A 19100-nucleotide genomic window follows, 5' to 3' on the forward strand; every position below is an offset into this window, starting at 1 on the left:
GTCGCGGAACACCCCCCACCCGCTCAGCCAGAGCCCAGAGGACCCATGCCGATGCCGTTAGCCCGCCCGGTGTACCACCCGGCCGGCCACGACGCTCCCCTGCGTGCCGTGCTCCAGGACCTCAAGGCAGGCCGCTGGGTGTCGACGAGGAACCTGCTCACCGACACCCCCGACTGGGGGCTGTGGACGCAACGCACGCAGATCCTGGCCGCGGCCGTCGCCGGTTCCGACGTGGTGCGCGCCTGGCTCGCCGAGGAGCCGCGCAGCGTCGCCGCGACGGTGCTGCACACCCGTGTCACGGTGGAGCGCGCCCTGCGCGCGCACCGCGCGGGCCACCGCCACACCAACGAGCTGTGGCGGGAGGCCAACGAGGCCTGCCGCATCGCCTCGCAGACCACGCCGGAGGACCCCGTCCCGTGGATCTGCCTGCTCGCCCTCGCCCAGCTCGACGAGGGCCAGCGGTGGGACGAGCACCGCGTGGCCGCGCCCGAGCCGATGCTCTTCCCCGGCCCCTGGCACATCCTCGCCGAGGCCGACAAGCGCGACCCCGGCAACCGCGAGGCGTACCACCGCATGCTCCAGTTCGCGTACCGCCGCAGGCCCGGAGCGCCGCTGACCGAGGCGGTCAACTTCGTGCACTGGGCGTCCGCGGCGGCCCCCGCGGGCTCGGCGCTGCACGTCCTGCCGCTGTACGCGCGCGTGGAGCGCTACCGCCGCGAGGGCGGCAACGAGCGCGCCCTCGATCTGCACTGGGTCGGGGAGGACGCCACGCGCAGCACGCTCAGGGCGCTCCAGCTGTGGTTCGACCACGCGCGGCCGGAGTCGACGTCGCTGCTCGATCTGAACCATCTGGCGCACGCGCTGTGGGGAGCCCACCAGTTCCACGACGCGGTCCGGGTGTTCGAGGCGCTCGACCCCTTCTACACGACCGTGCCGTGGACGTACCGCACACACGCGCCCGGTGACGCGGACGCGGCCGCGGAGGCCTTCGTCCAGGCCCGCGCGCGCTGCTACCACACGGCGCGCGGCCCGGGCACGGGCCCGCACGGCTGATCACCCTCCCCCCTCCTCCCCCCCCCGCCGTCCCCCCGCGCTCGCAGAGACCCCACACCCCCCGCGCCCCCGCACCCCCCGCTCATCCCCCGGAGGTTCACCAGTGTCCCGCACCACCGTGTCGAGCTCCGTCCCGGCGCCAGCGCTCCCGGACGAGGAACAACGGCTCCGAGAGCTCGGCTACCAGCCCGTCCTGGCCCGCCGCATGGGCGGGTTCGGCAACTTCGCCATCAGCTTCTCCGTCATATCCATCCTGTCCGGCTGCATGACGCTGTACGGGTTCGGTCTCGGCACCGGTGGCCCCGCGGTGATGATGTGGGGCTGGGCGGGCGTCGGCCTGATGGTGCTGTTCGTGGGTCTCGCCCTCGCGGAGGTCACCAGCGCCTACCCGACGTCGGGTGCGCTCTACTACATGGCGGACCGGCTCGGCGGGCGCCGCTGGGGCTGGTACACGGGGTGGCTGAACCTGCTCGGCCTGCTCGGCGCGATCGCGGGCATCGACTACGGCGCCGCGCTGTTCAGCGGCGCCCTGCTGAGCATGCACACGGACTTCACGCCGACGGCCGGGTCCACCTTCGTGATCTTCCTGTGCATCCTGCTCCTGCACGCGCTCCTGAACCTCTTCAACGTGCGTCTGGTCAGCCTCTTCAACTCCATCTCCGTGTGGTGGCACCTGGCCGGCGTCGCGGTGATCGTCGGTGTCCTCGCGATCGTCCCCGACAGCCACCAGTCGCCGTCGTTCGTCTTCGGCGAGTTCGTCAACGACACGGGCTGGTCGAGCCCGCTGTACGTGGCGATGATCGGCCTGCTCCTCGCGCAGTACACGTTCTCCGGGTACGACGCGTCGGCGCACCTCTCGGAGGAGACCTCCAACGCCTCGGTGACGGCGGCCCGGGGCATCGTGCGGGCCATCTGGGTCTCCTGGATCGCCGGTTTCGTGCTGCTCGCCGGTCTCACCTTCGCGATCCAGGACTACGTCGGCACCCAGGAGAGCGCGACCGGCGTGCCCCCGGCGCAGATCTTCATCGACGGGCTCGGCACGTCCGGCGCCACCGCCCTGATGCTCATCGTGATCGTGGCGCAGCTGTTCTGCGGCAACGCCGAGACGGCCGCGGCCAGCCGCATGGTGTTCGCGTTCAGCCGTGACAACGCCCTGCCCGGCTCCAAGCTCTGGCGCAAGGTCAGCCCCAAGACGCAGACGCCGGTGCCCGCGGTGTGGCTCTCGGTGGCCCTCGCCGCCGTCATCGCGCTGCCCTCGCTGTACTCCAAGACGGCGTACGGCGCGGTCACGGCCATCAACGTCATCGGCATCACACCCGCGTACGCGATTCCGGTGCTCCTGCGCCTGCGGGCGGGCGACCGCTTCCAGCCGGGCCCGTGGAACCTCGGCAAGTGGAGCAAGCCCGTCGGCTGGATCGCGGTGTGCTGGGTCGGCTTCGTGACCGTCCTGTTCTGCCTTCCGCAGGCCTCGCCGGTGAACGTCGAGTCGATGAACTACGCGTCGATCGCCCTGGCCGTGGTCCTGGTCCTCGCCACCGTCTGGTGGTTCGTGGCGCGGCGCTCCTACAGCACCCCGTCGGCGTACGGCACGGACAAGGAGCAGGCGGAGATCGCGGAGGACATCGTCTGACCGGGGCGGCCGTACGGCACGGCACCGGATGAAAGGGGCGGTCCACCGGGTGGACCGCCCCTTCACACTGTCAGGACCCCTCGTGACTCAGGACGCTCAGATGGCCTCCCACAGGGCGGGGACGTTCGGGGGCTCCCAGCCCGGGTAGGCCGTGTGCCCCTGGATGCAGCGGTAGCGGACGCCCTCGTACGTCACCACGTCACCGGCCGCGTAGGTCTCCCCCAGCTTCCAGGTGGTCTCGCCACCGCCGTCGCCGGGCACGGTGAGGGTGTAGGTGGTGGCGTGGCTGGTCTTGCCCGCGCCCGTGATGGTGAGGGTGTAGGTGCCCTGGGCCGTGCCCGCGGCGACCTCGACCGAGGCGGTCGCGGACTCGCCGGAGGTCACGGAGTCCGGGCTGACGGACACGCTGACGCCTGCCGGGGCGCCCGAGGCCGAGAGCGCCACCTTCTGCGGCTCACCGGCCGTGGTGGTGGTGTTGACGGTGACCTTGGCGGACGAGCCGGGCTCGATCGTGCCCGAGGCCGGGTTGGCGGAGATCGAGAAGTCGTCCGCCGGGGCGGGCGTGTCGCTCACCGACGTCTTCCAGATCGTGTACGCCACGCCGTCCGCGCTGCGGTCCAGAGCGGTCGCGTTGATGTTGCTGGTGGTGTCGCAGGCGGAGTGGTAGCAGGAGTCGTAGGCGCGGCCCGCGGTGCCGCCCCACTTCGCGGCCTCGGCCGCGGACTTGGTGGCCGACGCGCCGGTGGCATAGCCGGACGTGGGGATGCCGACCTGCTGGAAGGAGTAGTCGTCGGAGCGGCCCCGGCCCTCGACGTTCTCCTGCGGGGCGAGGTTGAGCGACGTCCAGTACTCCCGCATCGGCGCCGAGGCCGCGGAGTTCACGTTGTTGATGAAGTAGCCGGCGTTGGTCGAGCCGACCATGTCGAAGTTGTAGTACGCCTTGATCTTGGCGCGCTCCGTGCCGGAGAGCGAACGGGCGTAGTAGTCGGAGCCGTTCAGGCCCTGCTCCTCGTCGGTCCACCAGGCGAAGCGGACCCGGTTCTTCATGGTCGGGTTGTTCTGCGCCAGGGAGAGGGCCGCCTCCAGGAGGGTGCCCGAGCCGGAGCCGTTGTCGTTGATGCCGGGTCCGGCGGCCACGCCGTCGAGGTGCGCGCCGAACATGTAGACGTTGTCGGCGTCGCCCTGCGGCCACTCGGCGATCAGGTTGTTGCCCGCGCCCGCGGTGCAGCCGGAGGCGCAAGTCTGCTCGGTGACGGTGTAACCGGCGGCCTGGAGCTTGCCCTTGACGTAGGCGAGCGAGGCCCGGTAACCGGCCCCGGTGGCGCGGCGGTTGCCGCCGTTCTGCGAGGCGATGGTGTTGAACTGGGTCAGGTGCTCGCGCACCTTGGCCACGTCGACGTCCGGCGGCTGCGTCGGGTTGCCGCCGCCTCCGACCGTCAGCGTGTACTGGGCGGTGTGGGTCTTGGTTCCCGCGGTGCCCGTGACGGTGAGCGGATAGGTGCCGGCCTTCGCGGACTGCGCGGCGGTGACCTTCATGGTGGCGTCGGTGCCGGAGGTGACGGTCCCGGGGGTGAACGAGACGTCGACGCCGGTCGGGGCGCCGGACGCGGTCAGCGTGATCTGCTGGGCGCTGCCGGTGACGGTCGTCGTGGTGACCGTGGCGTTGACCGTGGCGCCCGGGTCGACCTTCCCCGAGGACGGGTTGAGCCCGAGGGAGAAGTCGTTCTGCTGCCCGGTGCAGGTGGGGTCACCGCTCTGGGTGGGGATGCTGATGGCGTCCCAGGCCGCCTTGGTGGCCTCGAACAGGCCGCAGCTCGCGTCCAGGTTCTTCGCCGAGGTCAGGGTGGCGGTGCGATAGCGCTTGTACGTCATGCCGCTGGTCTTGAGCAGCATGGCCCCGTAGAAGATCTTGCCGGCGTTCTGGATGCCCACGCCGGTCACGGCCTTGCTGTTGCAGGTGGGGCTCGAGGGCTTGCCGCCGCCGGGGTTGGAGCCCTCGGCAAGGAGATAGAACCAGTGGTTCATCGGCCCGGCCGCCTTGTGCTCCTCGGTCCCGGGAATGGACGCGGAGTAGCAGTTGGGGTCGTTGTTGATCCGGCTCGGGTCGTACATGTTGCGGATCGGGCCGCGGCCCTGGAGGTTGACCATTTCACCGACGGTGAAGTCGGGGGTGTCGTACGGGGCGGACTGGGCGGAGTACGCCTCGGTCAGGGCGCCCATGATGTCGCCGGTCGCCTCGCCGAGGCCGCGCTCGTTGTTCGCCCCGCCGGGGGTGTTGGAGTCCAGGCCGTGGCCGAACTCGTGGGCGACGACGTCCATTCCGGCGATCCACTCGTTGGCCGTGTTGCGGCCGATGGTGACCGTGGAGCCGTCCCAGTAGGCGTTGAGCTCGTTGAGGCCCACGCGCACCGGCCAGCTCCGGCCGTTGCCGTCGTGGCCGTTGCGGCCGAACCACTCCTTGAACATGTTCCACTGCTTCTGCGCCGCGAACATGACGTCGACGCAGCCGGTTTCCTTGCTCTTGGGGTCGCCGGTGCCCCAGTCGTCGGTGGCCTTGGTGAACAGGCCGCCGCTGTAGTCCGAGCACTGGAGTCCGGGGCGGGTGGTGTCGCGCAGCACGTAGTTGTTGCCCGACCGGGAGGTGTCGATGGCCAGCGGGCTCGGGCCGTTCCACTTGCTGCGTCCGGTGCCCGCGCGCACGTCGTCGTAGGTGTCGACGACCTTGCCGGTGCGGGCGTTGACGAAGACGTGCAGCTTGCTGGGGTCGCCCGCCTTGGTGCGGCCGGTCAGCACGGTCTCCCAGGCGAGGGTGGGGGCGTCGTCCTTGACCCGGACGACCAGGCGTCTGGAGTCGACCTTCTTGACGGACGCGAGTCTGGCGCGGCTGGCCTTGACGGCTTGCGCGGCCTTCACCTGCGCCTTGGTGGTGACGGAGATCCGGGCGTCGGTGGCGGCGTGGACGGACCGCACCTTGCCCTTGCCGTCGGCGAGGACGACGGCGTCGCCGCCCACCACCGGCAGTCCCCGGTAGGTGCGTTCGTAGGCGACGGAGTACAGGCCCTTGCCGAAGCGGGTGACCTGCTGCCGGTCGTACTGCTCCTCGGGCCCCTTGGCGAGCGCGTCGAGGCCGCTGCGCGCCGCCTGGTCCGCGGCGGCGACGGCCTTCGCGAGGGGGTCCGGCCTGCCTTCGGGAGGCGAGGTGCGCGCCGTGGCCGAGGCGATGGTCGCCGGCGCCACCACCCCTCCTAGTACCAGGGCCAGGGTTATCCCGGCCGCTGTGGTCTTTCTGGGCATCGCGGCTCCTTGTGAGAGGTGTGGAGGCCCCGTCCAGCCGGCGAGATCCGGAGGCGGGGATCCCCCGACGCCCGGTACCGCTCTCACGTTCAACTGACCGTGACATGACACAGATGGGGTTGGCGGAACCCTCACACCGGACCGGGCGGCGGTCAATGAATTCCGACCGCCCCGCACGCGCTGGCAAGATCTGGCAAGTCCGCCCGCGAGGACGGGCCCCGGCTCACTCCGAGGCGTCCCGCAGCCTCTCCCGGTGCTCCCGGACCTCCGGCAGCTCGCTCCAGCGCCCGCCGAGCCTGCTCCGCAGCCCGCGCAGCTCGGCGGTGATCACCAATTCGCGGGAGCGCATGGCCTCGGAGAGGACCGGCTCGGCCAGGGCGACCGCCGCGACCTGGTCACCGGCGCACGCCCAACTGTCCGCGAGCCGCAGGGTGAGCAGCACCCGGGTGGTGCGCATCAGCGGCGGAAGCAGCGCACACGACTGCGCGGTGGCCTCGATCGCACGCCGGGCCACCGCGCGGTCACCGGTCGCCACCGAGAGGTCGCGCAGCGCGCCCCCGATCGCCGACTCGAGGCGCAGCACGCCTTCGGCACCGCCGAGCCAGGGTGCTTCCAGGCGGTCCCGGTCGTCCAGGCGCGCGAACCTGCGCCGGGCCATCGTGATGTGGCGCCGGCACTCGACGGCGTCCTGACCGAGCGCGTACGCACGCGCCTGATAGAGGTCCCCGAGCATCGCCATCCAGCGCCGCTTGGCGTCGACCGCGCCGATCGCCTCCGCGTACACGAGCATCGAGGTGGCATCGCCGTCGAGCCGGACGAGGGTGCACACATCGCTCAGGAGGGTCGCCCGGGCCCCGGCGTCCTGGGCGGCGTCCGCCCACCGCAGGCCCTGCCCGAACCAGGCCATGGCGACACCGCTCTGCCCCCGCTCCATCCGCAGGCGCCCGGCGACCTGGGCGTACTGAGCGGCAAGCCGTAACTGCCCGTACGGAAGCCGGCCCGTGGAGTCGACCGCCTCGGCCCAGCGCACCACACCGCGAAGCAGCCGTTCCACGGTCGCCGCGCAGACGTCGGTCAGGTGGACGAAGGGCTCGCGGACCAGGCAGGCGAGGACGGCGGTGAGGCCGTGCAGCAGGTCCGACTCCGCGCCGGCCGCCTCGCCGACGCCGTCGAAGGGCCCGCTCGCCCCCTTGAGCAGGACCGCCGCCTCGCTCTGGTCGGGCACCGCGCACCCCACCGTGCCGTGCAGCGGGCAGGCGAGTCCCTCGGCCGGAAGGCGTGCGGGCCACGAAGGAAAGACCGGGGGCGCCTCGTCGCCGGGTGAGTCCGCTCCGGGGATCGGGGAGAACAGCGTGGGGGCCGCCGGGCTCCGGCCGGGCGCCCGCGGCACCTGACGCGGCGTCGCGAGGGCCGCGGCGAGCCGGCCGCCGGTCTCCAGGACGGTGTCCAGTCGGCACACCAGGTCGAAGGGCGGCTCCCGCAGCCCCCCTTCGAGTCTGCTGATGAAGGTGTGGTGGTACCCCACCCTCCTGCCGAGCTGCAACTGGGTGAGACCGGCTCGTCGGCGGTGGAAGCGCAGCTGCCGCCCGAACTCGGCCCAACCCGACTCAACCGTCTCCGACATGCCGACGGACATGACCCCTCCCCATCGGGCTTTCACCCTGGGGGCAGTCTGGCACCGGAGGTTGGTACGTACCAATACCCTTAAGGGGTGCGGTCGTTGAGAATCCGTTGGAAGAGCCGGTGGTCGCGCCAGGCGCCATTGATGTGCAGGTACTGACGGGCGACGCCGAACTCCTCGAAGCCGCACTTGGCGAGGACCCGCTGCGACGCCGTGTTGTCCAGGAGCGTCCCGGCCTCCACGCGGTGCAGGCCGAGGCGCTCGTCGGCGGCCCGGCACACGGCGGTCGCGGCGGCGGTGGCGAGGCCGCGCCCGGCATAGGTGACGTCGATCCAGTAGCCCAGGTTGGCGCTGAGGAGCGGGGCCGGGGCGATGTGCGAGAGCGTGACGGCGCCCGCGACCTCTTCCGCGCCCTCGTCCCACAGCAGCCACGCCGCCACCAGGCCCGCCGCGCTCTTCTCCGCCTGGGCGCGCAGCCGCTCCGCCTGGCCCGCGGTGGTGTAGAAGGACTCGGGGCGCTCCGGGTCCCAGGGGCTGAGGTGCTCGCGGCTGCGGCGGACGGCACGGGCCAGCGCATCCGCGTCGTCGAGGGACGCGGGGCGCAGCACGACGGCGTCGGTGAGCTGCTCGGTCTCCGTGATCATGGGATGTGCCGCCTCACATTCCGCCCGCGACGCGCAGGACCGCGCCCGTCGTGTACGACGCGTCGTCCGACAGGAGCCACGCGACGGCGCCGGAGATCTCATCGGGCCGTCCCGAGCGGCCCATGGGGATGGTGGCGGCGAGCTTCGCCGGGCGCTCGGGGTCCTCGTGGAACTCGGTCCAGATGACGCCCGGGGCCACGCAGTTGACGCGGATGCCGAGCGGGGCGACCTCCTTGGCGAGGCCCACGGTCATGGTGTCCGTCGCGGCCTTGGTGGCGGCGTAGTGGACGTACTGGCCGGGGCTGCCGAGGGTGGCCGCGCCGGAGGAGATGTTCACGATCGCGCCGCCGCCGGTGCGGGTCATGTCGCGCACCGCTCGGCGGGCGCAGAGCAGATAGCCGAGGACGTTCACGTCGATGGCGCGGCGCATGCCCTCGGCGTCGGCCTCGGCGAGGGGGCCGTTCGGGCCGCTGACGCCCGCGTTGTTCACCAGGCCCGTGACGGTGCCGAGTTGGGCCGCGGCGGTCTCGAAGAGCCGGTCCACGTCCTTCTCGTCCGTCGTGTCCAGGCGGATGGCGACACAGCGGCGGCCGGTCGCGCGGACGGCCGCCGCCGTGCGCTCGGCGGCCTGCTCGTCCGAGCGGTAGCCGACGGCGACGTCGTGGCCGTCCTGCGCGAGCCGCAGGGCGACGGCGGCGCCGATGCCTCGGGTGCCGCCGGTGACGACGGTGACGTGCTCTTGCATGGGGCCTCCGCCCGGGGTCGTCGGAACGGGGGTCACGCGGGGAGGCTGTCCATGAAGCTGCTCACCGAGAAGACGGCGTTGCCGGGGCCCGCGGGGCCGTATCCGGGCGGCGAGGACAGGCCGAACTCCTCCATCGTCGCGCGGTACTCCTGGAGCAGCCGCACGTGGTACTCCAGGGGCGCGCCCAGGGGGTTGGCCTTGCCGAGCGGCGTCGTCGGCTCCGGGCACCAGGTGGTGAACCGGGGCGTGATGCCGTGCGCCATGAAGTAGCGCAGGCCCTCGACGGTGGAGTCGATGGCCTCGTCGACGGTCTTGAACCCGAAGGGCTCGGCCATCTCGACGCCCGCGACGAAGTTGGGGATGACGTTGCGCGGCCCGAACACCTCGGCGGAGTCCAGGATGCGCCGGTGCCACTCGTCGCGGCCGACGTAGCGCTCCTTGCCGGGGCAGTAGCGCTCGAACAGATACGGGTCCCACACCTCGTAGTTGGGGTGGTAGATCCGCACGCCGTAGTCGTGGAAGCGCTGCACGTCCTCCTTGGGCAGCGCCTGCGCGACGACCTTGCCGATCCAGCGGCCGGGGAAGCGCTCCTCGATGGCCTTCGCGTACTGGCCGTAGAAGTCGGCCTCGTCCTTGCCGCCGATCGTCGAGGTGACCGCGCCGCCGGTGAGGGTGTACGCCGTGGAGGTCTTCGCGGTGTCGTACTTGTCGATGATCTCCAGCGCCTCCAGGACCTCCTCGACGGGCTTGACGCCCGTGTAGGGGCGGCCCGCGGCCTTGTGCTGGCGCCAGTTGTGGTTGATGTCGCAGTACTGGCACTCCTCCTTGGCGCCGAAGTACTGGCAGACGCGGAAGACCGTGAGGTAGACCAGGTAGCCCCACTGGATGGTCGGGGCGACCTCCATGACGGACTTGCCGTTCGCGAGCTTGTGCCGGTAGTAGTCCGGCATCGGCGGCAGGCCCACGTCGGAGATGCGCTGGCCGTCCAGGTAGAGGCCGAGCAGTCCGTCGGCGTCGGCGGCCACGCGGTACGGCGAGGACGGGTTCACCCGCACCGACACCACCGTGCGGCGCAGCTCGTAGGGGCCGCCGGTGAGGACGATCTCCTCCGGCGGGCGGCGCAGCGCGGCCTCGCCCAGCTCGGGCAGGGTGCCGTGGTCGAAGGAGAAGATGAAGTACGACTTCGGCTTGATGTCGCCGGAGGCCTCATTGGCGCTGTCACTGAGCGCCGACTCGTCGAAGGCGATCCCGCCGCGCAGCAGGTCCTCCTTGATCACGGCCTCGCGCGGCACCTGGGAGTGCCGCTGCATGAGTCCTTCGATCAGCTCCGTACGCCTGGGCATGGGGCGGGCACCTCGGATCCTGTAGAGCTTTGACGTTGTTTGTCTATTTACGTCCGGTTTTACGGCCACGCCCGGGATCACCGTGCGCAAGGTCCACGCTAATACCGCCGCTCCCGTCTCCGAATCCGCCTCCGGTCCCGGCCGTCCTCCGCCTCTGGTCCGAGGGGGCGGATCCCGGGAACCCGGCCGCCCGGCCTGCGCGTTCTCCAAGTCACCGCACGTGGTCACGGGGGCCGCGGCGGCCGACCCGCGGGGGGAGCCCATGAACGATCTGGTGGCGGGAGGCAATCTGCCCCTGCCGGACGGCCCCCTCACGCTCCGCGTGCCCGGGCCCTTCGACCTGTCCGTGCTGATCACGGGCGACAGCGGCAAGGTCGCGGGCGACGCCGACTTCGTCTTCTACAACCAGCCCGCCGCGTCCGGCGCCCGCCTCAGCGGCGACACGGTCACGGTCGACGCGCGCCGCCTGCGCCCGGGGGCGAGCCGGGTCACCGTCGTCGTCAGCCCCGCCGAGCCCGGCACCGCGCTCGGACGCCTGCCCGCGATAGCCCTCCAGGTCAGCAGCGTGCGCGGGGAGGCCGTCGCCCGCTTCACGCCCCCGCGCGCGCAGCACGAGACGGTGCTGCTTCTCGCCGAGATCTACCGCCGCGGCACGGGCTGGAAGCTGCGCGCGCTCGGACAGGGGTACGCGGACGGGCTTGCCGGTGTGGCCAGGGACTTCGGCCTGGATGTGGCCGACGACACACCGCCTCCTGCGCCCGCCCCACCACCCCCGACGGCCGACCTCTTCCTCACCCTCGTGAACTCCGCGCGCGCCCGCGCCGGTGTCCCGCCCGTGCGGTCCGACGCCCGCCTCACCGAGGCCGCCCGTGCCCACGCCGCCGCGATGGCGGCGCGCGGCAGGCTCGGCTCCGAGGGCCCGGACGGCGTCTCGCTGCACCAACGCGTCACCGCGGGAGGCTTCGCGTACCTGGCGATCGGCGAGCACCTCGTGTCGGGCCCGCGCACCCCTGCCGACTTCCTCGACTACTGCCTGGGCGACGACCGCTCCCGGCAGACGGTCCTGGAGCGCGCCTACAGCCACGTCGGGATGGCGTCCGTCCCGCACGCACGCTCCGGGGACGTCTTCTGGACGGCGCTGTGGGCCGAGCCGTACTCCCCGCAGGGCCTGGCCAGGACGGCGGCCGACGTCCTGGCCCGCACCAACGCCCACCGGACTGCGGCCGGGCTGCGGCCCCTCGCCCCCGACCCGCGCCTGACCGCCGCCGCCCAGGCCCACAGCGCCGACATGGTCGCCCGCGCCTTCTACTCCCACACCGCCCCGGACGGCAGCGAGCCCTGGCACCGCGCCGCCGCCGGGGGCAGCGCGCACCGCGCGGTCGGCGAGAACATCGCGTGCGGCCAGCGCTCGGCCGCGGAGGTCGTCGAGGGCTGGATGAACAGCCCCGGCCACCGCGCGAACATCCTCAAGCCCGCCTTCACCCACCTCGGCGTGGGCTTCGCGGGCGGGGGTTCGGCGGGGACGTACTGGACGCAGCTCTTCGGGGGCTAGGGCGCGTCTTCGGGGGCTAGGGCGCGGGCCGGGGGCGGGTTTCCGGACAGCGCGGCAGCGCGCAGCCGGGGCCGTCGCCTTTGACGGTTGCCCGGCTGCGCGCCGAGGCCGGTGCTCCGTGCTCAGCGGATCGGCCCCCCGTAGAGCGGATCCCCCGAGCTGTCGGCCTTCGCTTTCCTGATGCTCAGACTGTGCTGGTCCTCAGACTGTGCTGGTCCTCAGACTGTGCTGGTCCTCAGTAGTTCAGGACCGAGCTGACCCGGTCGTTCCAGCCGCTGCGCATGGCCTTCTCGTAGTGGTTGGCGTTGGTGTTCCCCGGATACCAGTAGCCGCGGCCGTTGTTGTGCTCCGCCAGGTGTGCCTTGCAGCTGCCGGTGCGGTACGACGACGTCTTGTCGTTGAAGTTGTAGCGGTCGAGGTTCTGGTAGGCCCCGCCCCTGTCGTAGAACTTCAGGTCGCGGCCGCGGCCGTTGTTGTGCTCGTACACGTGCAGCGGCCTCGCGCAGGACGCCGCCGCGACCGCCGGTGTCTGCCGTGCCGACAGCTTCGCCGCGTGTGCGTCACGCTCGGCCACCGTGCGGAAGCACGAGACCGTGTCCTGGCCCCGCCACACCACACACGCCTTGGCCGCCCCCCAGTCCTGGGACAGATCGATCTTCCTGCCCTCGAATTCGGCGAGGTTGGCGCTCCCTCGGGACGGCGGGTCCGCCTGCGCGGTCGCCTGCAGGCCGCCGACGAGCCCGAGGGTCAGTCCGGTGGCCGCGAGGGCCGTCACGATCTTCCTGTGCTTGAGCATGCTTCTCCCGTTGTGTGGTTCAGTCGATTCCTTTGCGCCGCGTCCGACGGATCGGTCGATTCCGCCGGTCCCGGCGCCTCGTTGCTCCGATGCCTTGGTGCGTGGGTTCGCCGGATGCGTCGAACCCGGGTCAGAGTCCAGCGGCCGCCGGATTGTTCAGCAGCCCCGTTCCGTGCTTCCGAACAAAACCCCGTGCGTCCCCGCAGGTCGGGGAATGGCCGGGGAGCGGCTTTTGGGACGTGGGACGTCGTGGTCGGGTGGGGGCCCGCGAGACAGGACCGATGCGCGAGACAGGGCCGATGGGGGTGGGCGCCGCATGGGGCGTCGGGAGAATCCGCTCGATCCGGCGGCGGGTCCGGTGCAGCGGTTCGCGTGCGCGCTGCGCGAGCTGCGGCGGGACGCGGGGACGCCGACCTACCGGGCGATGGCGCGGCGGACGGAGTTCTCGGTGACCACGCTGGCCGCCGCGGCGTCCGGCGAGCGGCTGCCGTCGCCCGCCGTGCTCGCCGCGTACGTGAAGGCGTGCGGCGGTGACGTGGCCGAGTGGGAGCGGGCCCGGCGGGCGGCCCATCTACAGGAGAGCGCCCGGCCGCCCGAGGAGGGCGAGGACACGGCCGAGCCACCCTACCGGGGCCTCGCGCGCTTCGAAGTCGACGACAGCGAACGGTTCTTCGGCCGCGAGCGGCTCACCGACGAGCTGATCCGCCTCGTCCGGGAGCACCGGCACGTCATCGTCCTCGGCCCCTCGGGCAGCGGCAAGTCGTCGCTGCTGCGGGCCGGACTCATCCCCCGGCTGCGCGGCGCCGAGGAGGAGCCGCCGGCCGCGATCCGGATCCTCACGCCCGGGGCCCGGCCCGTGCACGAGCACGGGAAGCTGTTCGTCCCCGCCCCGGGGCCGGGTGAGACCTGGGTGGTCGTGGACCAGTTCGAGGAGACGTTCACGCTCTGCCGGGACCCGCGGGAGCGGGCCGCGTTCATCGATCTGCTGCTGACCGGAGGCGACGAGCGGCTGCGCGTGGTCCTCGGGGCGCGGGCCGACTTCTACTCCCGCTGTCTGGAGCACCCGGGCCTCGCCGCGGTCGTACGGGAGGCGAGCCTGCCCATCGGCCCGATGACGCGGGCCGAGCTGCGCGCGGCCATCGTCCGGCCCGCGGCCGCGGCGGGCCTCGTCGTCGAGCGGGCCCTCACCGCACGGCTCGTCGAGGAGACCGCCGACGAGCCGGGCGGCCTGCCGCTGCTGTCCCACGTCCTGCTCGAGACCTGGCGGCGGCGCCGCGGCCGCGCCCTGACCCTGGACGCCCACCTCGCCGCGGGCGGGCTGCACGGCGCGATCGCCCAGACCGCCGAACGCGTCCACAGCGGGTTCACACCGGACCGGGCCGAGCTGGCCCGGCGCGTCCTGCTGCGCCTGATCACCCCGGGCGAGGGCGCCCAGGACACCCGCCGCCCCGTGGACCGCGCCGAGTTCGAGCACGGGGACCCCGCCGACACGGACGCGGTGCTCGACCGGCTGGTCCGGGCGCGGCTGATCACGCTGGACGCCGGTTCCGTCGACCTGGCGCACGAGGCCCTGATCACCGCGTGGCCGCGGCTGCGCGCCTGGATCCAGGCCGACCGGGAACGGCTTGTGGCGCACCGGCGCCTGACCGAGGCCGCCGCGCTGTGGGAGGAGCTGGACCGTGACTCCGGCGCGGTGTACCGGGGCACGCGGCTGAGCGCGGCCGAGGAGCGGTTCTGTGTGCCGGGCGGTCAGGACGACTTCACGGCCGCCGAGCGGGAGTTCCTGGCCGCCGGGCTCGCGGCGCGCGACGCCGAGCGCCGTGCGGCCGCCCGCCGCAGCCGGTACGTCCGCTACTCCGCGATGGGCCTCGCCGTGCTGTTGCTCCTGGTCACCGGTGTCAGCGTGCTCGCCGTCGACCAGCGCGAGGACGCCGAGCGCGCCCGGCAGCGGGCCACGTCCCGGCAACTGGCCGCGCAGGCCGTCAGCCTGGCGCCGAGCCGTCCCGCCGTCGCGGGGCTCCTCGCCGTCGAGGCCTACCGCACGGCGCCGACGCCCGAGGCCCGCGGCGCCCTCCTGGCCATGTCCACCTTCCGCTACCACCAGGGGGAGCTGACCGGCCACGACGACGCCGTGTCCGAGGTGGCGTTCGCCCCGGACGGCACCCTCGCCTCCGTCAGCCGCGACCGCCGGATCATCCTGTGGGATCCCAGGCGGCGCACCCGCGAGGCCGCCCTGACGGGACATCACACCTGGCTGCGCACCGTGGCGTTCAGCCCCGACGGCCGCACCCTCGCCACCGGGGGCGACGACGGCCGGGTACTGCTCTGGGACGCCACCTCGCACCGGCGCCTGGCGACCGTCGACGGCCACACCGGACCGGTCAAGTCCCTGGCCTTCAGCCCCGACGGCCACACCTTGGCCACGGCAGGCGTGGACGGCACGGCGGCCCTGTGGGACCTGGGCACCCACCCGCCCCCCAACCGGCCGTCCCCGAACCGACCACCCCGACCCCACACGCCCTACGCCCAGCCACGTCAGGCCCACCCGGACAACACCCGCACCACACACGACCAGCCACGCCAAGACTCCCCGGCCCCCACCCCCACAGCCCGAGCCCGTCCGCCCCAGGGTCACCCCGCCCCAGACCCGCCGATCCGCAAGCGCGGCACCCTCCGTGGCCATGCGGGCAGCGTCAACACCGTCGTGTTCAGTCCCGACGGGCGCACCGTCGCCACGGCCGGGGAGGACCGCGATGCCATGCTCTGGGACGCGGCGAGCGCGAAGCGGCGTGCGGTGCTCTCCGGGCACGAGGACGCGGTCAAGGGCATCGGCTTCAGTCCGGACGGCCGCACCCTCGCCACGGGATCCGGCGATCACACGGTGATCCTGTGGCGCGTCGGACGCGGCACCCGTGCGGCCACGCTCACCGGCCACTCCGGTGCCGTGCGGGCCCTCGCGTTCAGCCCGGACGGCCGTACGCTCGCGACGGCCGGGCTCGACCGCACCGTCGTGCTCTGGGACCCGGTGCGCCGCACCCGTACCGCCACGCTGACCGGGCACGGCACGAACGTCTACAGCCTGGCGTTCGCCCCCGGGCCCCGGCCGCTGCTCGCGTCGAGCGGCGAGAACGGGGCCATCACGCTGTGGGACCCGTCGCGGACCGCCCTGTCCGGGCACCGCGACCGGGTCAACAAGGCCGTGTTCAGCCCGGACGGCCGCACCCTGGCCACGGCGAGCGACGACGGCACCGCCGTGCTCTGGGACCTGCGCCGCGGAACGCGCAGAGCGACGCTCAACGGGCGTACGGGACCGGTCACTTCGGTGGCGTTCAGCCCGGACGGCCGCACCCTCGCCACCGCCACGGGCACCGATGTGCACCCGCCCCGCGCCAAGGACTACACCCTCACCCTCTGGCGCACGGCCGCCCCCGCCAAACCGCTGGCCCGCCTCACCGGGCACAGCGACCGCGTCCTGGATGTCGTCTTCAGCCCCGACGGCCGCACGCTGGCCACGGCGGGCGCCGACGACACCGTGATGCTGTGGGACCTCGCGCGCCGCAAGCGCCTGGCCGTCCTGCCCCAGGGCGCCCGCAAGGGCAGGTCCCCGACGGACGACCCGCTGGGCGCCGAGGCCAAGTGGGGTGTCTACGCGGTCGCGTTCAGCCCGGACGGCAGGACCCTCGCCTCGGCGGGGCACGACGGCAGGGCCCTGCTGTGGGACGTGCCTTCGCGCACCCGCCGCCTCACCCTCGCCCGGCACACCGGTTCGCTGCGGGCACTCGCGTTCAGCCCCGACGGCCGTACCCTCGCCACCGCCGCGCTCGACCACAAGGTCATCCTGTGGGACACCGCGGGCGGCTCCCGGCGCGCCACCTTCACCGGCGACTCCTCGGGCCTCGCCGTGGCGTTCAGCCCCGACGGCCGCACGCTGGCCGCGGCCAACGCCGACACCGCCGTCGTGCTGTGGGACCTGCCCGCGCGCCGCCGGCTCGCCACCCTCACCGGCCACGCGCGGCAGGTGCGCAGCCTCGGCTTCAGCCCCGACGGCACCCGGCTGGCCTCCGCGGCCGTGGACGGCAGGGCGGTGCTGTGGAACACCGACGCCGAGCGGACCGCGGCGCAGCTGTGCGCGACGCGTCCGCGCGAGCTCTCCGAGCCGGAACGGAACAGGTACGCGGCCCAGACCCACGCCCACCGCGCCTGCGGCTGACCCCCGCCCGGGCCTGACGAAAGCCACGCCCGCGGCCAGGCGCTTCGCTGTGGCTTCCGCCAGGTGCCGTCACTCGCCCGCGGGCCCGTCGTGGCTGGTCGCGCGGTTCCCCTCGCCCCCGCGGGACACGGCCACCGGCACCCCGGTCCGCGCCGAGGCGTACCCCGCCGCCACGATCCGCAGCGTCCGCAGCCCGCCCTCGCCGTCGGCGACGTCCATGCCGTCCGGCCCGGGGCCGTACAGGAAGGCGCGCAGCATCGCCGCGTCCAGGTCGACGCCGAAGGGGAGTTCCAGGGCGCGGCCGTGGCGTTCGCTGTGGCCGTGCACCTTCTGGTCGAAGGCGTCCATCTCCAGCGTGGCGTGCTCGCCGACGAGGGTCATCTCCAGGCCGCCCCAGGCGGGGTGGGAGCGCGGATGGGACCAGGAGCAGTCGATGGTGGCGACGGTGCCGTTGTCGTACACCACGGTGACGAGGCCGCTGGTCTCGGCGGTCACCTCGTCCTCGTACAGGAGGTTGTTGGTCTGCGCGTAGACCTCCACCGCGCGGGCCGCGAACAGGTCGTCGAGGAGGTCGGCGATGTGGACGGTGTGGTCCATCAGGGCGCCGCCGCCCGCGAGTTCGGGGTCGGCGAACCAGCGGCGGGCGCGGGTCGGCATATGGCCGTTGTTGGCGCCGGACACCGTCAGGACGCGGCCGGTGTCACCGGCGGCCACGGCGCGTTTGACGGCCGCGTAGGCCGGGCTGAACCGCACCGGGAAGGCGACCGCGAGCCGCACCCCGGCCGCCCGGCACGCGGCGACCATCGCCTCGCCGTCCGCGACGGTGGTCGCCAGCGGCTTCTCGCACAGGACGTCGACGCGGTGCGCGGCGGCCAGCTCGACCAGGGGGCGGTGCCGGGCGTTCTCGGCGCAGACGATCACGGCGTCCGGCCCCCAGGCGAAGGCGTCCTCGTACGTGTCCGCGTACGGGACGCCGTGGCCCTCGGCGAAGGCTCGGCCCCGGGTCTCGCCGGGCGCGGCGAACGCGGTGTCGGGGTCGCTGCCGATGACCTCCACGCCGGGCAGGTCGCGCAGCAGGGTCAGATAGGCCGCCGCGTGGACATGGGCGAAGGAAAGGACGGCGACCTTCATCGGGCGGACTCCTCGTGCTCGGCGCTCGGGGTAGGTGGCGGGCTCGCCACCGGGGCGGCGGACAGTTCGACGGCGCGGCCCGTGCGGCTCGACTCCACGGCCGCGCGCGCGACCCGCACCGCCTCGATGCCGTCGCGGGCGCTGACCCGCGGCCGGATCCCCGCGTCGTCCCAGGACGCGGCGAACTCGCGGAGTTCGGTGAGGTAGGGGCTCTCCGTCATGGGGCTCGACGGGATGCCCTCGTTGGCGGCGCGCTCGCCCTGCGCGGTGATGCGGAAGCCGGGCACGGCGGTGGAGTCGTGGCGCAGCAGCCCGTCGGCGCCCGCGATCCGGAACGTCGTACGGAACTGCTGGTCGGGCAGCCCCCACAGGCCGCTGACGTGGCTGACGGCACCGGAGGCGTGGGTGAGGACGGCCGTGGCGGTGACGACGCCGGCCGGTGCGCCCGTGGCGTGTTCGACGCCGCGCGTCTGGGCGTGCACGCGCACCACGTCGCCCGCGACCCAGCGGGCGATGTCGATGTCGTGCACCATCAGGTCCATGATCACGCCGCCGGACTGGGCGGGGTCGCCGAACCAGGGCGCCCACTGCGGCCGCGCCCCGCCCCGGGTGAGGCGGAGCACGGCGAGCGCGCCGAGTTCACCGCGGACGACGGCGTCCCGCATGGCCGCGTACGCCGGGAAGTAGCGCACCACGTGCGCCGGGTGGAGGCGGACGCCCGCGGTGTCGGCGGCGGCCGCGATGCCCTCGGCGTCGGCGACGGTCAGCGCGAGCGGCTTCTCGCAGACGACGTGCCGACCCGCGGCGATCGCGGCGAGGGCGAGGTCCTTGTGGGTGGGGGTGGGGGTGCAGATGTCGACGGCGCGGCAGTCGGCGAGGAGGTCGTCGAGCGCGGGCACGGCGGTGACGTCGTGGCCGCGCGCCGCGTACTCGGCGGCGAGCTTGTCCGCGGAGCCGTCCTGGGTGTGGACGCTGACCCGCGCGCCCAGTGCCAGCCAGCCGGGCAGATGTGCGCGGGCGATGCCGCCCGCGCCGAGCAGGCCGATGTGAAGCGGTGGCATGGAGGATCTGGCCTTTCTCT

The 19100-nt window shown here is 73.2% G+C and carries 12 protein-coding genes; 4 read left to right on the top strand and 8 right to left on the bottom strand.

Annotated features, from left to right (window positions below):
• Positions 1–45: 45 nt before the first annotated feature.
• A complete protein-coding gene (locus ACZ6AA_RS39020; RefSeq protein ID WP_468458645.1) occupies positions 46–1053 on the top strand; it encodes a hypothetical protein in 1008 nt (335 codons plus the stop codon).
• Positions 1054–1156: 103 nt separating this feature from the next.
• Positions 1157–2683, top strand: a complete 1527-nt coding sequence (locus tag ACZ6AA_RS39025; RefSeq protein WP_468458643.1) for an amino acid permease — start codon at positions 1157–1159, stop codon at positions 2681–2683.
• 96 nt (positions 2684–2779) lie between these two features.
• Here ACZ6AA_RS39025 and ACZ6AA_RS39030 read toward each other — a convergent pair whose 3' ends face one another.
• The 5 genes from ACZ6AA_RS39030 to ACZ6AA_RS39050 form a co-directional block, all read right to left on the bottom strand.
• Positions 2780–5977 (bottom strand): M20/M25/M40 family metallo-hydrolase, encoded by a 3198-nt coding sequence (locus tag ACZ6AA_RS39030; protein ID WP_471463224.1) that lies wholly within the window; start codon positions 5975–5977, stop codon positions 2780–2782.
• A 223-nt stretch (positions 5978–6200) separates the two neighbouring features.
• Positions 6201–7613 carry a helix-turn-helix domain-containing protein gene (locus ACZ6AA_RS39035; RefSeq protein WP_471463226.1) on the bottom strand — a complete coding sequence of 471 codons (1413 nt, stop codon included), beginning with the start codon at positions 7611–7613 and terminating at the stop codon, positions 6201–6203.
• Positions 7614–7681: 68 nt separating this feature from the next.
• Positions 7682–8242 (bottom strand): GNAT family N-acetyltransferase, encoded by a 561-nt coding sequence (locus ACZ6AA_RS39040; RefSeq protein WP_468458637.1) that lies wholly within the window; start codon positions 8240–8242, stop codon positions 7682–7684.
• A 13-nt stretch (positions 8243–8255) separates the two neighbouring features.
• Positions 8256–8987: an SDR family NAD(P)-dependent oxidoreductase gene (locus tag ACZ6AA_RS39045; RefSeq protein ID WP_471463228.1), complete on the bottom strand. Its 732-nt coding sequence runs from the start codon at positions 8985–8987 to the stop codon at positions 8256–8258.
• A 32-nt stretch (positions 8988–9019) separates the two neighbouring features.
• On the bottom strand, positions 9020–10330 hold the full coding sequence (locus ACZ6AA_RS39050) for a radical SAM protein (RefSeq protein ID WP_385713882.1): 1311 nt from the start codon (positions 10328–10330) through the stop codon (positions 9020–9022).
• Positions 10331–10592: 262 nt separating this feature from the next.
• On the opposite strand from ACZ6AA_RS39050, the gene ACZ6AA_RS39055 reads away from it, so the two are divergent.
• Positions 10593–11882, top strand: a complete 1290-nt coding sequence (locus tag ACZ6AA_RS39055) for a CAP domain-containing protein (RefSeq protein ID WP_471463230.1) — start codon at positions 10593–10595, stop codon at positions 11880–11882.
• A gap of 235 nt (positions 11883–12117) precedes the next feature.
• On the opposite strand, the gene ACZ6AA_RS39060 is transcribed toward ACZ6AA_RS39055, so the two are convergent.
• Entirely contained in the window at positions 12118–12678 is a 561-nt protein-coding gene (locus ACZ6AA_RS39060) for a hypothetical protein (protein ID WP_468458631.1), read from the bottom strand.
• A 316-nt stretch (positions 12679–12994) separates the two neighbouring features.
• On the opposite strand from ACZ6AA_RS39060, the gene ACZ6AA_RS39065 reads away from it, so the two are divergent.
• Positions 12995–16888 carry an nSTAND1 domain-containing NTPase gene (locus tag ACZ6AA_RS39065; RefSeq protein WP_471463232.1) on the top strand — a complete coding sequence of 1298 codons (3894 nt, stop codon included), beginning with the start codon at positions 12995–12997 and terminating at the stop codon, positions 16886–16888.
• A gap of 69 nt (positions 16889–16957) precedes the next feature.
• Here ACZ6AA_RS39065 and ACZ6AA_RS39070 read toward each other — a convergent pair whose 3' ends face one another.
• Together ACZ6AA_RS39070 and ACZ6AA_RS39075 are read right to left on the bottom strand one after the other, a co-directional pair.
• Complete coding sequence (locus ACZ6AA_RS39070; RefSeq protein ID WP_468483739.1) at positions 16958–18019, bottom strand: Gfo/Idh/MocA family protein; 1062 nt, start codon at positions 18017–18019, stop codon at positions 16958–16960.
• On the bottom strand, positions 18016–19080 hold the full coding sequence (locus ACZ6AA_RS39075; RefSeq protein WP_468458625.1) for a Gfo/Idh/MocA family protein: 1065 nt from the start codon (positions 19078–19080) through the stop codon (positions 18016–18018). The genes ACZ6AA_RS39070 and ACZ6AA_RS39075 overlap by 4 nt, the downstream gene beginning before the upstream one ends.
• Between the last annotated feature and the right edge of the window lie 20 nt (positions 19081–19100).

It is taken from the genome of Streptomyces sp. NPDC040610 (assembly GCF_055594065.1).